We start from the raw sequence: 15,992 nt of genomic DNA, 5'->3' as shown, positions 1-15,992 counted from the left end.
GGGCGCTCACATCTTCTCCGGGGCGGTCACGCCGAGCAGGCCGAGACCGTTGGCCAGCACCTGGGCGGTGGCGTCGTTGAGCCACAGGCGGGTGCGGTTGAGGGTCTCCACGGGACGCGGCGTCCCGTCGTCGGTGGGCATGGGCACGATGCGGCAGGCGGCGTACCACGAGTGGTAGGCCCCGGCGATCACCTCGAGGTGGCGGGCCACGCGGTGGGGCTCGCGCAGGCGCGCCGCCGCGCCGACGACGGCCGGGAACTCCGCCAGCTGGGCCAGCAGCTCCGACTCGGTGGCGTGGGTGAGCAGGGCGGCGTCGAACTCGGAGCGGTCCACGCCGTGGGCCTGCGCGGTGCGCGCCGCGCCCGAGGCGCGGGCGTGGGCGTACTGCACGTAGTAGACGGGGTTGTCGTTCGTGGCGGAGCGCAGCAGCTCGGGGTCGATCGTCAGGGGCGAGTCCGCGGGGTAGCGGGCCAGGTCGTAGCGCAGGGCGTCGCGGCCGAGCCACTCCACGAGGTCCTTGAGCTCGATGATGTTGCCGGCGCGCTTGGAGAGCTTCGCGCCGTTGACCGAGATGAGCTGGCCGATGAGGATCTCGATGTTCGTCGCCGGGTCGTCGCCGGCGGCGGCGGCGATCGCCTTGAGGCGGTTCACGTAGCCGTGGTGGTCGGCGCCGAGCAGGTACACCTTCTCCTCGAAGCCGCGGTCGCGCTTGTGGAGGTAGTAGGCGGCGTCGGCGGCGAAGTAGGTGGGCTCCCCGTTGGCGCGGATGAGCACGCGGTCCTTGTCGTCGCCGAAGTCGGTGGTCTTGAGCCACACGGCGCCCTCGCGGTCCTCGATGTGGCCCTGTTCGCGCAGCCGCTGCACGGCCTGTTCGATCGCGCCGGAGTCGTGGAGCGTCTGCTCCGAGGTGAACACGTCGAAGTGCACGTCGAAGGCGGCGAGCGTGTCCTTGATGTCCTGCATCTGGAGCCGGTACGCGGCCTCGCGGACCACCGGGCGGGCGGCCTCGTCCGTCAGCTCGCGCACGTCCGGGTGCTCGAGGGCGACGGCGTCGGCCAGCTCCTGCACGTACGCGCCCGGGTAGCCGCCCGCGGGGACGTCACGGCCGTGCAGGCGGGCGAGGACCGAGTCGGCGAACACGTTCATCTGGTTGCCGGCGTCGTTGACGTAGTACTCGGCGGTGACGTCCGCGCCGGAGGCGCGCAGGAGGCGTGCGATCGCGTCGCCCAGCGCGGCCCAGCGGGTGTGGCCGATGTGCAGCGGGCCGGTGGGGTTGGCGGAGACGAACTCCATGTTCACGGTGTGCCCGGCCAGGGCGTCGTTGCGGCCGTACTCCGGGCCGGCCTCGACGATCTCGCGGGCCAGGGCGCCGGCCGAGGCCGCGTCCAGGGTGACGTTGAGGAAGCCGGGGCCGGCGACGTCGACGGCGGCGATGCCCGGCTTCCCGGTCAGGCGCTCGGCCACGAGCCCGGCGAGGTCGCGCGGGGTCATCCCGGCCTTCTTGCCCAGCTGGAGGGCGACGTTGGTGGCCCAGTCGCCGTGCTCGCGGCTGCGGGGTCGCTCCACCTTCACGCGCGCGGGGGTGATCTCCTCCCGCAGCGCGGCGGGGAGGTCACCGGCATCGACGGCGTCGGTGAGGACAGCGGACAGCAGGGCGGAGAGGTCTTCGGGCTTCACCCGCGCAAGTCTACGGAAGGGCCGCCGCGCCCGTGCGCGTGCGAACGAACCCTGCGAGATGGCCCCCTCCGGCCCGCGGTGGGGGCCATCTCGCAGGGTTCGTCGGGGTGGGGGGTCAGGCGGGCCAGGCGGCGAGGCCGCCGGCGAGGGACAGGACGCGCCCGCCGGCGCCCGGGTCGGCCCCGACGACGGCGTCCCGCGCCCGGGCCGAGCGGGCTCCGGCGGCGCAGTAGACCACCAGGACGCGGTCCTGCCCGGGCGCGTGGGCCGCCGGCTCCGCGAGGACGGCCTCGAGCGGGACGTGCCGATCGGCCACCGCCGCGGGGGCCTCGACCCGGCGCAGGCGGCGCTCCCAGTCCTCGCGGACGTCGAGCAGAGTCAGGGACGCGGCCCGGGCGGGGTCGGCGAGCAGGGCGGCCAGCGCGGCGGGGGCGATCTCCTCGCCCGCGGCGCCGCACGCCTCCGCCGAGCCGGGGGCGCCGGCGTCGTCCGGGCGGGGGGCCTGGGCCGCGTGGGCGGACAGGTCCGTCACGGGGGTCCGCTCGGGGTCGGCCACGAGCCGCAGCTCACGGAAGCGCATCGTCAGGGCGTCCACGGAGAGCAGCCGCCCGACCAGGGGCTCGCCCACCCCGGAGAGCAGCTTGATCGCCTCGGCCGCCATGAGGGAGCCGATGATCCCGGGCAGCACCCCGAGCACCCCGGCCTGCGCGCACGAGGGCACCTCGCCGGGTTCGGGACGCTCCGGGAACACGTCCCGGTACAGCGGCCCGCCCGGGGCGAACACGCTCACCTGCCCCGCGAACCGCAGGATCGCGCCCCACACCACGGGCACGCCGGCGATCTCGCACGCGTCGGCCACGAGGTAGCGGGTCGCGTAGTTGTCCGTGCCGTCGAGCACGAGGTCCACGGCGCCGACCCGTTCGAGCGCGTTGGCCGCGGTCAGGCGTTCGCGGTGCTCGACCACGCGCACCTCGGGGTGCAGGCCGCGCATCGTCGCGGCGGCGGAGGCGGTCTTGGGACGGCCGAGGTCCGCCTCGGCGTGGATCACCTGGCGGTGCAGGTTGGAGCGGTCCACCATGTCGTCGTCGATCACGTGGACCTCCCCCACGCCCGCGGCGGCGAGGTAGGTCAGCACGGGCGCCCCGAGGCCGCCGGCGCCGACCACGAGGACGCGGGAGCGCAGCAGCGCCAGCTGGGCCTCGGGGCCGAAGCCGTCCAGGCTCAGGTGGCGGGCGAAGCGCTCGAGCTGGGTGTCGGACAGCGCGGTGAGGTCGCGGGGCTCGCGGGCGGCGGGGTCCAGGGCGGCGGTCACCGCTCGTCCTCCTCGGCCGTGACCCGCCCGGCCATCGGCGAGGAGGCCAGGGCGTGCTCGCGGCGCGGGATGCGCCCGGCACGGCGGGCGTGGAAGCCCGCCTCGAGCGCGAGCCGGCACGCGTGGGCCATGCGGGCGGGCTCGGCGGCGCGCGTGATCGCCGAGGCGGCGAGCACGGCGTCGCAGCCGGCCTCCATCGCCAGGGCGACGTCCGAGGCGGTGCCCACGCCGGCGTCGAGCACGATCGGCACGGAGGCGCGGGAGACGATCAGCTCCAGGTGTGCGCGGTTGAGGATGCCCAGCCCCGAGCCGATCGGCGAGCCCAGCGGCATGACGGCGGCGGCGCCGGCCTGTTCGAGGCGCAGCGCCATGGCGGGGTCGTCCGACGTGTAGGCCAGGACGGTGAAGCCGTCGGCGGCGAGCCGCTCGGTGGCCTCGAGGGTCTCGACGACGTCGGGCAGCAGGGTGCGCTCGTCGGCGATGACCTCGACCTTCACGAGGTCGGTCTCGAGCGCCTCCCGGCCGAGCCGGGCGGTGAGCACGGCGTCCCGGGCGGTGTAGCACCCGGCGGTGTTGGGCAGCACGTCGATACCGAGGCGGTCCAGCAGCGCGACCAGGCCGTCACGGGTGTCCGCGGACCAGCGGCGCAGCGCCACGGTGGTGAGCGTGGTGCCGGAGGCGACGAGGGCGCCCTCCAGGGCGGTGAGGTCGGTGATGCCGCCCGTGCCCATGATGAGCCGGGAGGCCAGGTCGTAGCCGCCGATCCGCAGCGGCGGGATCGCGGGGGCGGCGGGCGGGGTGCGGTGCTCGGCCATCGCTCAGCCCCCCTGCACCGCGGTGACGACGTCGACCTCGTCCCCGGCGGCCAGCGCCCGGGTGGCCCAGGCCGACCGGGGCACGACCTCGCCGCCGACCGCCACGGCCACGCCGAGCCGCCGCCCATCCGCGGCGGCGCCGTCCTCGCCGATCGCGCGCCCGGTGACGTGCGCGACGACGTCGCGGACGGTGGCCACGGCCAGCTCGGCGGGCTCTCCGTTGAGGGTCAGGGTGAGGGTGCTCATGCGATCTCCTTCAGGCGGGCGTGCAGCAGCTCGAGGATCCGCCCGGCCGCCCAGGGGGCGAGCAGGATCCCGTGACGGTGGAAGCCGGTGGCGACGACGGCGCCCGGGGCCTCGGGCACGGTAAGCACGCGCGGGGCGTCGTCGGGGGTGCCGGGGCGGGCGGCGGTGGTGATCTCGACCAGCTCGCACTCGCGGACGGCGGGCAGGATCGCGGCGGCGTCGGCGAGCAGGTCCAGCACGGCCCCGGCGGAGGTGCCGGCCAGGCCGTCCTCGCGGGCCGAGGCGCCGACCACGAGGGTGCCGTCCGCGCGGGGCACGAGGTAGACCTGGCGCCCGTGGACGAGGCCGCGGACGGTGCGGGTGATCAGGTGCGACTCCCCCGGCAGCAGCTGCTCGGGGCGCACCCGCAGACGCAGCACGTCGCCGTGGACGGGGCGCAGCGGGACCTCGACGGCGGTGGCCGCGCCGCCGATCCCGCGGTGGCCCAGGCCCGCGGCGAGGACCGCGCCGTCGGCGGTGAGGACGCCCCCGTCGGCCAGCGTGAGGCGCACCCCCTCGCCCTCCGGGCCGGCGGCGGTGACGCGTCCGGCCACGAACCGGGCGGCGGGTCCGGCGCCGACCGGGAGCGGGCCGCCGTCGGGTCCGGTCTCGGCGCGCAGGGCGGCGACGCAGGCGGCGGCGAGCCGTCGCGGGTCCACCTGATGGTCGTCCGGGGCGTCGAAGCCGGCGGCCAGGCCCGGGGCCAGGGCGGGCTCGGCGCGGCGCAGCGCGCGGACGGAGACGGGCTCGACCCGGCGACCGAGGATCGAGGCGTGCTCGAGCACGTGGTCCCAGGCGCGGGCGTCCGAGGGGTCCGCGGCCACGATCCAGGCGCCCTGTGCGAGGAAGCCCGTCTCCACATCGGTGAAGGCGGCGAGCAGGTCCACGAGGGCCGGGTAGGCCTCCCAGCCGGCCTGCAGCAGCGGGGCGAGGTCGTCCTGGCTGAACTGGGTCTCGGCGAGCGGCGCGAGCATCCCCGCCGCGGCGTGGGTGGCCCCGGCCACGGCGTGCGGGCGCCCGGCGGCGTCCAGCTCGGGGGCGATCAGGGTGACGGCGTGGCCTGCGGCACGCAGACGCACGGCGGCGGTGAGGCCGATGATCCCGGCCCCGACGACGGCCACGTGCACGGACCGGTCCTCCTCACGGCGGCATGACCCGCATCGAGTGGTGATGGTCGGCCGCGCCGGCGCGGTGCGCCCCTGCGGCCCTCTCAGCCCGGCGTGTGCGGCCCGGGCTCCCATGGAACAGCGGCCAGTCTGCCACAGTGGGCGCATGCACTCCCCCGATCCGCTCCTGATGACCGCGGCCGGCCGCGACGACGGCGGCACCGGCCCCGGCGCGCGCCGCCGCGCCCGCCTCGCCGCCTCCCGGCTGTACGTCTGCACCGACCTGCAGCGGTTCCTGCGCCCGGACGGCACGCTCGACACGGCCGCGTTCGCCGACTTCTGCGCGGCGGCGTTCCGCGGCGGAGTAGACGTGATCCAGGTGCGGGACAAGGCCGTGGACGTGGCGGTCGAGCTGGCCGCGTTCGCCACGCTCGTCCCGCTGGCCCGGGAGCACGGGGCGCTCTCGGCCGCCAACGACCGCGCCGACGTCGCCGCCCTGGCCGGGGTGGACGTGTTCCACACGGGCCAGACCGACCTGACCACCGCGCAGTGCCGCGCCCTGCTGGGCCCGGACGTGGTGCTCGGCCGCTCGTGCCACACCGAGGCGCAGGTGCGCGGCGCCCGCGCGGAGGACGGCCTGGACTACTTCTGCACGGGGCCGGTGTGGGCGACGCCCACGAAGCCGGGCCGGGCCGCCGTCGGACTGGAACTGCCGACCCTCGCCGCACGCCTGGACGCGGAGGACCCGGCGGGGGCGCGGCCGTGGTTCGCCATCGGCGGCGTCGACGCGGACCGGCTGCCCGAGGTCCGCGCGGCCGGGGCGGAACGGATCGTGGTGGTCCGCGCCGTGACGCAGGCCGAGGACCCCGAGGCCGCGGCCCGGACCCTGCGCGCGGGCCTGCCCGGCTGACGCGCCCCGCGGGGAGGTCACGGACGGGCCGTCCTGATGGTGTAGAGTCGACGAGTCCGCAACGCGCTCGACGCGTCGCGACCCCCGCCTCCGTAGCTCAGGGGATAGAGCGTCTGCCTCCGGAGCAGAAGGCCGCAGGTTCGAATCCTGCCGGGGGCACGAGCGAACAGAGCCGGACCCCCGTGGCGACACGGTGGTCCGGCTCTTCTGCGTTCTGCGGACCCGGACGCTCGAGCGGAGCGGGAGGTCCGGGTCACCGGCATTCGAGGCGGGAAATCGACCTCATAGGACGTCCCGAGGTGCGTATTCGCCGGATTTCCCGCCTCGAACGTGTCGAAGCCCGGAGGTCCCGCCCTCAGCCCCGCTGCGCATGACCGTGGTCGACGGGCCCGTGCCACGTCGGCCGCGAGGCGTCCCCGACCGCGAGCGCCTCCCCCGCCCGCATCGCGTCGGCCAGCCACGGCTTGGCCCGCTCGAGTGCGTCGTCCCAGCTCAGGCCCGCCCCGGCCAGCGTGGCCAGGGCCGAGGAGAGGGTGCAGCCGGTGCCGTGCGAGGCGCGGGTCGTCACGCGCGGGCCGCGCACCTCGTGCACGGCCCCGCCCACGCGCACGACGGCGTCCGGCACCTCCGCCGCTGCGGCCTCGGGCGCCTCGGTCTCGTCCAGGTGCCCGCCCTTGAGCAGCACCGTCACCCCGTGCTCGGCGGCCAGGCCCCGCGCCGCGTCGAGGGCGGCGTCCCAGTCCGTCGCGTCCCGCCCGGTCAGCCGGGCCAGCTCGGGCAGGTTGGGTGTCACCAGGTGCGCCACCCGCAGCAGCCGGGCCCACGCGGCGCGCCCGTCGTCGTCGCCGACCGCGGTGAGGGCGTCCCCGCTCGAGGCCACCATGACCGGGTCCAGCACGACGACGGCGGGCCGGGTCTCCTCGAGCCAGCCGGCGACGGCCCGCATGAGCTCCACCGTGCCGAGCATGCCGATCTTCACGGCGTCCACGGCGATGTCGGCGGCGACCGAGTCGAGCTGGGCGCGCACCACGTCCACCGGCAGCGGGTGGACGGCCTGCACGCCCTGCGTGTTCTGGGCGGTGATCGCGGTGATCGCGGTCATCCCGTAGCCGCCCCACGCGGCGATGGTCTTCAGGTCGGCCTGGACACCGGCGCCGCCGCCGGAGTCGGAGCCGGCGATGCTGAGCACACGGGGGACGGCGGAGGTCATGCGGGGGCTCCTTCGGGTCGGGGCGGATCGGCCGCCCGGGCCGGGCCGATCCCGCCCATGAGAATGTAGTCGCATGTCCCACGTCACAGAGAGCTCTCCCGCGCACCCCGGCCGAGCCGAGGAGTCGGCGCCGCTGCGGCCGACCTCCCCGCTCGGGATCGCCGCCACGTTCATCGGCACCACCATCGGCGCCGGGTACGCCTCGGGCAACGAGATCCTGCAGTACTTCGTGAGCTTCGGCCTCTGGGGCGGCACGGGGGCGCTCGTGATCGCCGGCGCGCTGTTCTTCCTGCTCGCGGTGATCGTGCTGCGGCTGGCGCAGAAGCTGCGGACCACGGACATCCACCGGATCGTGAACCCCACGACGTCGCGCGTGCCCACCTGGTTCGCGGACCTGTCCATCACCACGTCCCTGCTGGGGACGCTGGTGATCATGCTGGCCGGGGCCGGGGCGGCGGTGCACACCGCGTTCGGGCTGCCCTCGCTCGTGGGCTCGCTGGTGATGGCCACCGTCTGCGTGGTCTCGGTGCTGGCCGGCATCACGGGCCTCGTGCGCGTCCAGGCCGTGGTGGTCCCCCTGATCATCGTGGTCGCCGTCGGCGTCGCGGTGTGGGGGTTGGCGAACCCGGGGGCCGCGGTGGACGACGTCGCCGCGCTCGTGACCTCGTCCCCGCTGATTAACCAGTGGTGGCTCTCGGGCGTGCTGTACGTGGCCTTCAACATCCAGCTGGCCTACGCGGTGCTCGCCCCGATCGGCGAGGAGAGCTCCTCGTCGGGCCGCTCCCTCGTCGCCGGGGCCGGGCTCGGGGCCCTGGGCCTCGTGGTGATGGCCGGCGCGGTGATGGCCGCGATGACCGCCCACGCCCAGCTCATCGGCCGCGCCGAGCTGCCCATGGTCGAGCTGGCCGCGATGATCGGCGGCTGGGCCGCCCTGCTGTACACGGTCGTCCTGCTGCTGGCGCAGTTCACGACGGCGGTCTCGTGCCTGTACGGCGGGGTGGAGCGCATCGCCCTGCTGTCCTCGATGCGCCGCGTGCCGGGCTGGGTCATCGCCGTCGTCACGGCCCTGGCCGCCACCCTGCTCTCGAGCGTCGGCTTCTCCGACCTCGTGGGCACCGTCTACCCCGTCCTCGGCTACGCCGGCCTCGTCATCATCGTGATGCTGGTCGTGACGTGGATCGTCGAGCGCTCCACGGTACGCCGCCGGGCGGCCCGCGCGGCGCGCGCCTGAGCGCCCGGCCGCATGGCCGGACGGCGGACGGTGAGGCGCCGCGGGGGACGTGCTAGGGTCGCTCGCATCCCACGGGAGCCCCACGGCACGGGGCTGAGACCGGGCTGACGCCGCCCGGAGACCGTCTGAACCTGTCCGGGTCATTCCGGCGAAGGAAGAAGGAGCAGCGGCCATGTCCGTTTCCGAGCGCACCCCCCTGCCCGCAGCCGAGTCGACGGCCGAGGTCGTCGCCGAGGAGAACTACCCCACGCACCGTCTGGGATGGCTCGAGGACGCCGAGCACGGCATCCGCGTGCCCGTCACCGAGGTCCACCAGGACGACTCCCCCGACGGCACGCCCAACGCGCCCCTGACCGTCTACCGCACCATGGGCCCGGGCTCCGTGCCCGAGCGCGGCCTGCCGGCCCAGCGCGCCGAGTGGATCCGCGCCCGCGGCGACGTCGAGGAGTACGAGGGCCGCGAGCGCGACCTGCTCGACGACGGCCGCTCGGCCGTGCGCCGCGGCGCCGCCTCACAGGAGTGGGCCGGCGAGCGCCGCCCCCCGCTGCGCGCCAAGGAGGGCGCGCGCGTCACCCAGATGCACTACGCCCGGCGCGGCGAGATCACCCCGGAGATGCGCTACGTCGCCCTGCGCGAGGGCGTGGACGTGGAGCTGGTGCGCTCCGAGGTCGCGGCCGGCCGCGCCATCATCCCGGCGAACGTGAACCACCCCGAGTCGGAGCCGATGATCATCGGCAAGGCGTTCGCCGTGAAGGTCAACGCGAACATCGGCAACTCGGCGGTGACGTCGTCGATCGCCGAGGAGGTCTCGAAGCTGCAGTGGGCCACCCGCTGGGGCGCGGACACCGTGATGGACCTGTCCACGGGCGACGACATCCACACCACCCGCGAGTGGATCCTGCGCAACTCCCCCGTGCCGATCGGCACCGTGCCGATCTACCAGGCCCTCGAGAAGGTCGGCGGCGACCACCAGGCCCTGACCTGGGAGATCTTCCGCGACACCGTGATCGAGCAGTGCGAGCAGGGCGTGGACTACATGACCGTGCACGCCGGCGTGCTGCTGCGCCACGTGCCGCTGTCCGCGGACCGCGTGACCGGCATCGTCTCCCGCGGCGGCTCGATCATGGCCGGCTGGTGCCTGGGCCACCACAAGGAGAACTTCCTCTACGAGAACTACGACGAGCTCTGCGAGATCTTCGCGCGCTACGACGTCGCGTTCTCCCTGGGCGACGGCCTGCGGCCGGGCTCCGTGGCGGACGCCAACGACGCCGCCCAGTTCGCCGAGCTCGACACGCTCGCCGAGCTGACGGAGCGGGCGTGGGCGTACGACGTCCAGGTCATGGTGGAGGGCCCCGGCCACATCCCGCTGCACCTGGTGCGGGAGAACGTGGAGCGCCAGCAGGAGCTGTGCAAGGGCGCCCCGTTCTACACGCTCGGCCCCCTCGTCACGGACATCGCCCCGGCGTACGACCACATCACCTCGGCCATCGGCGCCACCGAGATCGCCCGCTACGGCACCGCGATGCTCTGCTATGTCACGCCCAAGGAGCACCTGGGCCTGCCGGACCGGGACGACGTGAAGACGGGCGTGATCACCTACAAGATCGCCGCGCACGCCGCCGACGTCGCCAAGGGCCACCCCGGCGCCCGCGACCGCGATGACGCGCTGTCCAAGGCGCGCTTCGAGTTCCGCTGGCGCGACCAGTTCGGCCTCGGCCTGGATCCGCAGCTCGCCGAGGAGTACCACGACGAGACGCTGCCGGCCGAGCCCGCCAAGACCGCCCACTTCTGCTCGATGTGCGGGCCGAAGTTCTGCTCCATGCGCATCAGCCAGGACATCCGCAGCGAGTTCGGCGGCGCGTCCGAGCAGGCGCGGATCGCCGAGGCCGGCATGGCCGCGAAGTCCGCGGAGTTCCGGGCCGCCGGCGGGTCCGTGTACCTGCCCGAGCCGACGATCCGCACCGCCTCGGACGCCTGAGGCCGGACGCGGGGTGAGGTGGGGCGGGATGGCCCGCCCCTGCGCCACCTGACGATCGCGTCATGACCTGAGGGCCGCCACCAGGTCATGACGCGATCGCCAGGACAAGGCCCTCCGGGACGGCGAAGGCGCGGCCCCACGGACGGGGCAGTGCGCTCGGTGGTCGATCGAGTGGTGATGCCTCTTGACTCACACACACACTGGGCTCACTATTCCGTCAGGCCCCTGTGATGCGTGTCCCATTCGCCCACAGGAATTGAGTGGATGGAATATGACGTGAAAGTCGACATGACCCCGCCGGTCCGCACCCCAGGGGCGCTTCCCAGGTGAGGCATCATCCAGCCGCTCAGCTCTCCTCGGGCCAGCCGTGATGACCCGGATGCTCGTCTCGAGATTCCTCCTTCTCCTGATCACGCTCGGAACAGCAGCGCTCCTCGCGTCCTACGTCGGGGTGGAGAAGGAGGAACGCTGGCGCATGGACGGCACGGTGTACGAGATCTCGGCATTCCCCGCTGGCGAGGCCTGGCCCATGATCCGGACGTCGCTGACGGGACCGGACTCCGGCTCTGCGGCCACGTCCACGAGCCCCCACGTGACTGCCCTCGCCGGCCGACCTGCTCTGGACGTGCTCCCGGATGGCGTCGCCCCGACCGCGGTCGTCCCCAGCACCTCCCCCTTTGCCGCACGTGCCGCTGCGGGCGAACTGAGCTGGCCGGACGTCGATCGGGTCGTCGTCCGAGACCTCTCCTCCGCGCCGGATTGCGCCACCGAAGCAGACCTCCTGGTCCCGTTCCTCTCCACCGACAGTTCGTCCCTTGCCGGCGTGATCGGCGGCTCACCGGCCCAGGTCGACGAGCTCGTCCAATCGCTGCGGCGGGCCGGTGTCGTCGTCGACGTCGTCCCGCTCCCGCCGCCGTGGGAGGCAGCGATGCGACGCAGTGTCCACGTGCCCCTGCTCGCCGTGATCGCCGGCTTCGCCCTGCTGGGCGCACAGGTCGTCTGGCGCACGACCCTGCGCAGTCGACTGCTCCCTGCCGTCACCTCGCACCGCCTCGTCGGTGCCTCCCCGCTGCGAGCGGCCCGGCTCGGTGTCCGGCCCGCCATGCTCGCCTGGGCGACCGCCGCCGCGAGTGCCGGCGGAGTCTGGCTCGTGGCATGGCCCCGGTGGGACGCGGAGATCGGGCTCACGGGGGACACCGCTCTCCTCTGGTCCGCCGTGCTCGTCGTGGACGCCATCCTCATCCTCAGCACGACCCTGTCCACCCTCTGGGTCCGAAGGGCACACGCATGATGGCAGCCATGCGGGCCGTTGCGGACGGCCTCCGCGACCTGTTCGACACGCCCGGACTGCTGTTCCTGTCCCTGCTGCACACGACCGTGGCGTCGGTCGTGTTCGGACTGGCCCTGGGCGTCGCCGGCGGGGTGACCACGGCGCTCGAGGTGCTCGAGGACGCCGAGTCGTCGGGCCTGGTGACAGCCAGGATTCTGGACCCCGCCGTCACGACCGACCTCCGCCCCCGCGCCGTCGACACCGTCTCCCGGGCGTTCGCCGCCCATGTCGACGGAGTCGACCCCCGTGCCTTTCTCGTGACGGACGCCATCGGAATCGAGGACCCCCGGCTGCAGGGGGCGATCATCGCCACGCCTGGTCTGGCCCGGGAGTTCGGCGCTGCCGCTGCCGTCAGTCCCGCCGAGGGTGTGTACTTCGCTCCCGCCGCGATCACCTCCGGGGCACCGGGCGGCACCGTGTACGTGGGGTCCACACCCCACAGCTATGCCGGCCCACTCCCCGGGGACGCGGCCGCGCCGCGGGCCGACGGATCCCTCTGGCCCCTGGGTGAGTCGCCCGTCATCGTCACCAGCACGACGACCATGGCCGGCCTGATCGAACCGGCCCAGCTCGCGGCGGTCTACGGTTCCGTCGTGGCACGCCAGGACGCGGCCTCCGAGGTGAGAGCGGCACTCGACGTCCTCGAGGACGAGACGGGCGTGGTCGCCGAGTTGGCCCCGATCGCCTCGGCCAGGTCTCCGATCGCCCGAGAAGCCCGCGGTGCCGCGCTCATGGTCACCGCCTACACCGCCGGGCTTGCCAGCGCCGTCGTGACGGTGGTGAGCCTCCTGACGACCATGACCCGTCGACTCACGCCCACGTGGCTGGCGCACCTGACGGTCGGGGCGCCCAGACGACTGATCCGGCTCCGGATCGCCACATCCGTGGCCGCGGTATGGGGCATTCCGGCCGTGCTCGGATCGTTGCTCGGCCTCGGCATCGCCTCGGAAGCGGGCGGACTGCGTCCGGCGCCTGCCGTCGTCGTGGTCGGGCTGGCGGTCGTCTTGGCGATCGCCGCTGCGTGCACCCGTCATCCCCTCCGCCAGCTGCACCGGGCCGTCCGCACGGCGGCACTCGTCGAAAGGACCGTGTGATGTCCCTGCTCACCGTGCACGACGTACACCGCTCCTACCGCGGCCCCGCCGGGGATGTCCCCGTGCTCCGCGGCGTCTCGCTCCAGGTCCCCGGGGGCGGCGTCCACGCGATCATGGGACCCTCCGGGTCCGGCAAGTCGACCCTGCTGCGGCTCCTCGCCTGCCTTGACACACCGGACGCCGGGAGCATCCGTGTGGCCGGGCGGAGCCTGCCGGCACCGTGGTCGTCCGACGGCGACGCCTACCGGAACCGGACGTGCGGCATCGTGCTCCAGGACCATCTGCTCATCGATCGGGCGACCGCCGTGGACAACGCGGCCCTGCCGCTGCTCTACGCGCGGCCGCGCACCTCGAAGCGGGAGCGCCGCACCATGGCCGCCGAGCTTCTGACGCGCCTCGGGCTCGGAGACCGTCTCCACCACCCCGTCGGCCGGCTCTCCGGCGGCGAGCGCCAGCGCGTGGCCATCGCCCGGGCCGTGATCATGGGGCCCTCCCTGCTGCTCGCCGACGAGCCGACGGGCGCCCTGGACGAGGAGCGCACCGACGAGGTGATGGGGCTCTTCCGCTCCATGTCCCAGCCGGAGCGGGCGATCGTGGTCGTCACGCACGACCCCGCCGTGGCGGCCCGGTGCGACCACACGTGGCGGCTGCGGGCCGGGCGGCTCGAGTGACGAGGTCCGGCCGTGCCTCCTGCACAGGTGTCCGCAGACGGCGTGGCGTCCCCGGGCGTCGCGTTCCGGTTCCGGATGTCCGGGGCCGCTCCTAGGCTCGGATGCATGAGCGCGCACCACGCCGACGACGGCCTCCCCGCCCCCGTCTCCACCCTCGCCGAGGATCCACCGGCCGACGGGCGACAGGCGCCGCCGAGTGGCGTCGTCGTGGGTGAGGACGGGCGGGCCCGCCCGCCGTGGGCGGCACGGGATCCGCTGCTGCGGGAGTACTACGACACGGAGTGGGGCCTGCCCGTCACGGACGAGCGGGGCCTGTTCGAGCGCCTCGTCCTCGAGGCGTTCCAGTCGGGCCTGAGCTGGCGGACCGTCCTGGCCAAGCGGCCCCGGTTCCGGGAGGTGTTCGCGGGCTTCGACGCGGACGCCGTCGCGGCGTTCGGGGACGCGGAGGTCGAGGCGCTGCTGGCGGACCCCGGCATCATCCGGAACCGGCGCAAGATCGAGGCGGCGATCGCGAACGCGCAGGCCGTCGTCGGGATGCGCGGCGAGCGGTTCACCCCGCTGCACCCGGGCTCCCCCGGCGCGGGCCCCGCCTGGCACGGCGACGGCGACCGGCCGGCCCGCGGTCTGGCGGGGCTGGTCTGGGCGCACCAGCCTGCCGCGACCCCACGGCCGGAGACGGTGGCGCAGGTCCCCTCGGCCTCGGAGGAGTCGCGCGCGCTCGCGAGGGCGCTGAAGGCGCACGGCTGCCGATTCGTGGGGCCGACCACGTGCTTCGCCCTGATGGAGGCCGCCGGGGTCGTGGACACCCACCTTCTCGGCTCGTGGCGAAGAGGGGCGTCCGGGATCTGGGAGTGAGCGGGGGCCTCCGGCAGGATGGGGAGCTCAACGCAGGACGTCCACACGAAAGGGTGACGACTGATGACCACCACCTCCGCCTCTCAGGGCTACCGCACGATCAACCCGGCCACCGGGGAGCTGCTGAAGTCCTTCGACAACGCCACGGACCAGCAGATCGCCGACGCCCTCGACGCCTCGCAGGCCGCGTACGAGCAGTGGTCCCGGAAGTCGGTGGCCGAGCGCGCCGCCGTCGTGAAGCGGATCTCCGAGCTGCTGGCCGAGCGCTCCAAGGACATCGCCGCGCTGATCACCACGGAGATGGGCAAGTCCCTCGGCGCGGCAGTCGGCGAGGTGCGCTACGGCGCCCAGATCTTCGGGTACTACGCGGACGAGGCCGAGGAGCTGCTCGCGGACCAGCGGATCAAGCAGTTCTCCGGGCAGGAGGCGTTCATCCAGCGGCTGCCGCTCGGCCCGCTGCTGGGGATCATGCCGTGGAACTTCCCGGTGTACCAGGTGGCCCGTTTCGTGGCGCCGAACCTCGTGCTGGGCAACACCATCCTGCTCAAGCACGCCGAGATCAACCCGCAGGTGGCGCAGCTGCTGGAAGAGCTCTTCACCGAAGCCGGGCTCCCGGAGGGCGTGTACCAGAACGTGTTCGCCACCCACGACCAGATCTCCACGATCATCGCCGATCCGCGCGTGCAGGGCGTGTCCCTCACCGGTTCGGAGCGGGCCGGCGCCACCGTCGCCGAGCAGGCCGGTCGGCACCTCAAGAAGGTTGTGCTCGAGCTCGGCGGCTCCGATCCGTACATCGTGCTCTCCGCGCCGGACGCCCGCGCCGCCGCCCGCGACGCACTGGCCACCCGGATGGGCAACTGGGGCCAGGCCTGCAACTCGAACAAGCGCATGATCGTCATGGAGGACATCTACGACGACTTCGTGGATGAGCTGGTCCAGCGCTCCTCGGCGATGAAGCCCGGCGACCCGACCTCGCGCGACGCCGACGTCTACGGCCCGCTGTCCTCCGAGTCCGCGGCCGACGGGCTCACCGAGCAGATCGCCGCGGCCAAGGAGGCCGGCGCCACCGTCCACGTGGGCGGCGAGCGCGTCTCCGGCCCGGAGGGCGAGGGCTTCTACGTCTCCCCGGCCGTGATCACGGACGTGGACCAGGAGAACCCCGCCTACACGCAGGAGCTGTTCGGCATGGCCGCCGTGGTCTACAAGGTGTCCTCGGCCGAGGAGGCCGTGGCGCTGGCCAACGACTCCCAGTACGGTCTCGGCGGCGCCGTGTTCTCCACGGACCTGGACGAGGCCAAGCGCGTGGCCGACCAGCTCGAGGTGGGGATGGCGAACGTGAACCTCGCCTCCGCCGCCGGCGCGAACCTGCCCTTCGGCGGCGTGAAGCGCTCGGGCTTCGGCCGCGAGCTCGGCCCCATGGCCGTGGACGAGTTCGCCAACAAGCGCCTGTACGCGGTGCAGGGCCCCCTGGAGGGCTGACCCGGGGCCGGGTCGGCCGGACGGGTCTCCCGCTCCGTC

At 74.2% G+C, this 15,992-nt stretch carries 14 protein-coding genes and 1 tRNA gene; 9 read left to right on the top strand and 6 right to left on the bottom strand.

Annotated features, from left to right (window positions below; all coding sequences use genetic code 11):
• Positions 1-6: 6 nt before the first annotated feature.
• From argS to ACFI33_RS08150, 5 genes are all read right to left on the bottom strand, one after another.
• Positions 7-1,677: an arginine--tRNA ligase gene (gene argS / locus ACFI33_RS08170; RefSeq protein ID WP_285140280.1), complete on the bottom strand. Its 1,671-nt coding sequence runs from the start codon at positions 1,675-1,677 to the stop codon at positions 7-9.
• Between the two features lie 115 nt (positions 1,678-1,792).
• Entirely contained in the window at positions 1,793-2,989 is a 1,197-nt protein-coding gene (gene moeB / locus ACFI33_RS08165) for a molybdopterin-synthase adenylyltransferase MoeB (RefSeq protein ID WP_462623927.1), read from the bottom strand.
• Positions 2,986-3,804 (bottom strand): thiazole synthase, encoded by an 819-nt coding sequence (locus ACFI33_RS08160; RefSeq protein WP_036316581.1) that lies wholly within the window; start codon positions 3,802-3,804, stop codon positions 2,986-2,988. Before ACFI33_RS08160 ends, moeB begins: the two co-directional genes overlap by 4 nt.
• Positions 3,805-3,807: 3 nt before the next feature.
• Positions 3,808-4,050, bottom strand: a complete 243-nt coding sequence (thiS, locus tag ACFI33_RS08155) for a sulfur carrier protein ThiS (protein WP_036381688.1) — start codon at positions 4,048-4,050, stop codon at positions 3,808-3,810.
• Positions 4,047-5,216 (bottom strand): FAD-dependent oxidoreductase, encoded by a 1,170-nt coding sequence (locus tag ACFI33_RS08150; RefSeq protein ID WP_073115808.1) that lies wholly within the window; start codon positions 5,214-5,216, stop codon positions 4,047-4,049. The genes thiS and ACFI33_RS08150 overlap by 4 nt, the downstream gene beginning before the upstream one ends.
• Positions 5,217-5,361: 145 nt before the next feature.
• Between ACFI33_RS08150 and thiE the strand changes: the two genes are divergently transcribed.
• Together thiE and ACFI33_RS08140 are read left to right on the top strand one after the other, a co-directional pair.
• Positions 5,362-6,105: a thiamine phosphate synthase gene (thiE, locus tag ACFI33_RS08145; RefSeq protein ID WP_036316591.1), complete on the top strand. Its 744-nt coding sequence runs from the start codon at positions 5,362-5,364 to the stop codon at positions 6,103-6,105.
• 86 nt (positions 6,106-6,191) lie between these two features.
• A tRNA-Arg gene (locus ACFI33_RS08140) sits at positions 6,192-6,264 on the top strand.
• A gap of 196 nt (positions 6,265-6,460) precedes the next feature.
• Here ACFI33_RS08140 and thiD read toward each other — a convergent pair.
• Complete coding sequence (gene thiD / locus ACFI33_RS08135; protein ID WP_044659216.1) at positions 6,461-7,315, bottom strand: bifunctional hydroxymethylpyrimidine kinase/phosphomethylpyrimidine kinase; 855 nt, start codon at positions 7,313-7,315, stop codon at positions 6,461-6,463.
• A 73-nt stretch (positions 7,316-7,388) separates the two neighbouring features.
• Between thiD and ACFI33_RS08130 the strand changes: the two genes are divergently transcribed.
• The 7 genes from ACFI33_RS08130 (at position 7,389) to ACFI33_RS08100 (ending at position 15,953) form a co-directional block, all read left to right on the top strand.
• The gene (locus tag ACFI33_RS08130; protein WP_044659217.1) at positions 7,389-8,546 is read left to right on the top strand and encodes a YkvI family membrane protein; all 1,158 of its coding nucleotides are present in this window, start codon (positions 7,389-7,391) and stop codon (positions 8,544-8,546) included.
• A gap of 172 nt (positions 8,547-8,718) precedes the next feature.
• On the top strand, positions 8,719-10,524 hold the full coding sequence (thiC, locus tag ACFI33_RS08125) for a phosphomethylpyrimidine synthase ThiC (RefSeq protein ID WP_036341386.1): 1,806 nt from the start codon (positions 8,719-8,721) through the stop codon (positions 10,522-10,524).
• Between the two features lie 370 nt (positions 10,525-10,894).
• Positions 10,895-11,815 carry a hypothetical protein gene (locus ACFI33_RS08120; RefSeq protein ID WP_129866938.1) on the top strand — a complete coding sequence of 307 codons (921 nt, stop codon included), beginning with the start codon at positions 10,895-10,897 and terminating at the stop codon, positions 11,813-11,815.
• Complete coding sequence (locus tag ACFI33_RS08115; RefSeq protein WP_462623924.1) at positions 11,812-12,948, top strand: hypothetical protein; 1,137 nt, start codon at positions 11,812-11,814, stop codon at positions 12,946-12,948. The genes ACFI33_RS08120 and ACFI33_RS08115 overlap by 4 nt, the downstream gene beginning before the upstream one ends.
• Entirely contained in the window at positions 12,948-13,619 is a 672-nt protein-coding gene (locus tag ACFI33_RS08110; RefSeq protein WP_101965573.1) for an ABC transporter ATP-binding protein, read from the top strand. The genes ACFI33_RS08115 and ACFI33_RS08110 overlap by 1 nt, the downstream gene beginning before the upstream one ends.
• 105 nt (positions 13,620-13,724) lie before the next feature.
• Positions 13,725-14,474, top strand: coding sequence for a DNA-3-methyladenine glycosylase I (locus ACFI33_RS08105; RefSeq protein ID WP_020624982.1), 750 nt, complete (start codon positions 13,725-13,727; stop codon positions 14,472-14,474).
• A 63-nt stretch (positions 14,475-14,537) separates the two neighbouring features.
• On the top strand, positions 14,538-15,953 hold the full coding sequence (locus ACFI33_RS08100; protein ID WP_036381712.1) for an NAD-dependent succinate-semialdehyde dehydrogenase: 1,416 nt from the start codon (positions 14,538-14,540) through the stop codon (positions 15,951-15,953).
• Positions 15,954-15,992 lie beyond the last annotated feature (39 nt).

The sequence above is a fragment of the Micrococcus sp. PSi08 genome, from assembly GCF_054960655.1.
This window is presented reverse-complemented; position numbering and strand designations above follow the sequence as displayed.

What these genes read in the sequence shown, in the direction of transcription:
- ACFI33_RS08120 (WP_129866938.1), top strand. Translation starts at nt 10,895, where the DNA reads ATGACCCGGATGCTCGTCTCGAGATTCCTCCTTCTCCTGATCACGCTC.
- ACFI33_RS08130 (WP_044659217.1), top strand. Translation starts at nt 7,389, where the DNA reads ATGTCCCACGTCACAGAGAGCTCTCCCGCGCACCCCGGCCGAGCCGAG.
- thiC (WP_036341386.1), top strand. Translation starts at nt 8,719, where the DNA reads ATGTCCGTTTCCGAGCGCACCCCCCTGCCCGCAGCCGAGTCGACGGCC.
- thiE (WP_036316591.1), top strand. Translation starts at nt 5,362, where the DNA reads ATGCACTCCCCCGATCCGCTCCTGATGACCGCGGCCGGCCGCGACGAC.
- thiD (WP_044659216.1), bottom strand. Translation starts at nt 7,315, where the DNA reads ATGACCTCCGCCGTCCCCCGTGTGCTCAGCATCGCCGGCTCCGACTCC.
- ACFI33_RS08110 (WP_101965573.1), top strand. Translation starts at nt 12,948, where the DNA reads ATGTCCCTGCTCACCGTGCACGACGTACACCGCTCCTACCGCGGCCCC.
- ACFI33_RS08105 (WP_020624982.1), top strand. Translation starts at nt 13,725, where the DNA reads ATGAGCGCGCACCACGCCGACGACGGCCTCCCCGCCCCCGTCTCCACC.
- thiS (WP_036381688.1), bottom strand. Translation starts at nt 4,050, where the DNA reads ATGAGCACCCTCACCCTGACCCTCAACGGAGAGCCCGCCGAGCTGGCC.
- ACFI33_RS08115 (WP_462623924.1), top strand. Translation starts at nt 11,812, where the DNA reads ATGATGGCAGCCATGCGGGCCGTTGCGGACGGCCTCCGCGACCTGTTC.
- ACFI33_RS08160 (WP_036316581.1), bottom strand. Translation starts at nt 3,804, where the DNA reads ATGGCCGAGCACCGCACCCCGCCCGCCGCCCCCGCGATCCCGCCGCTG.
- ACFI33_RS08100 (WP_036381712.1), top strand. Translation starts at nt 14,538, where the DNA reads ATGACCACCACCTCCGCCTCTCAGGGCTACCGCACGATCAACCCGGCC.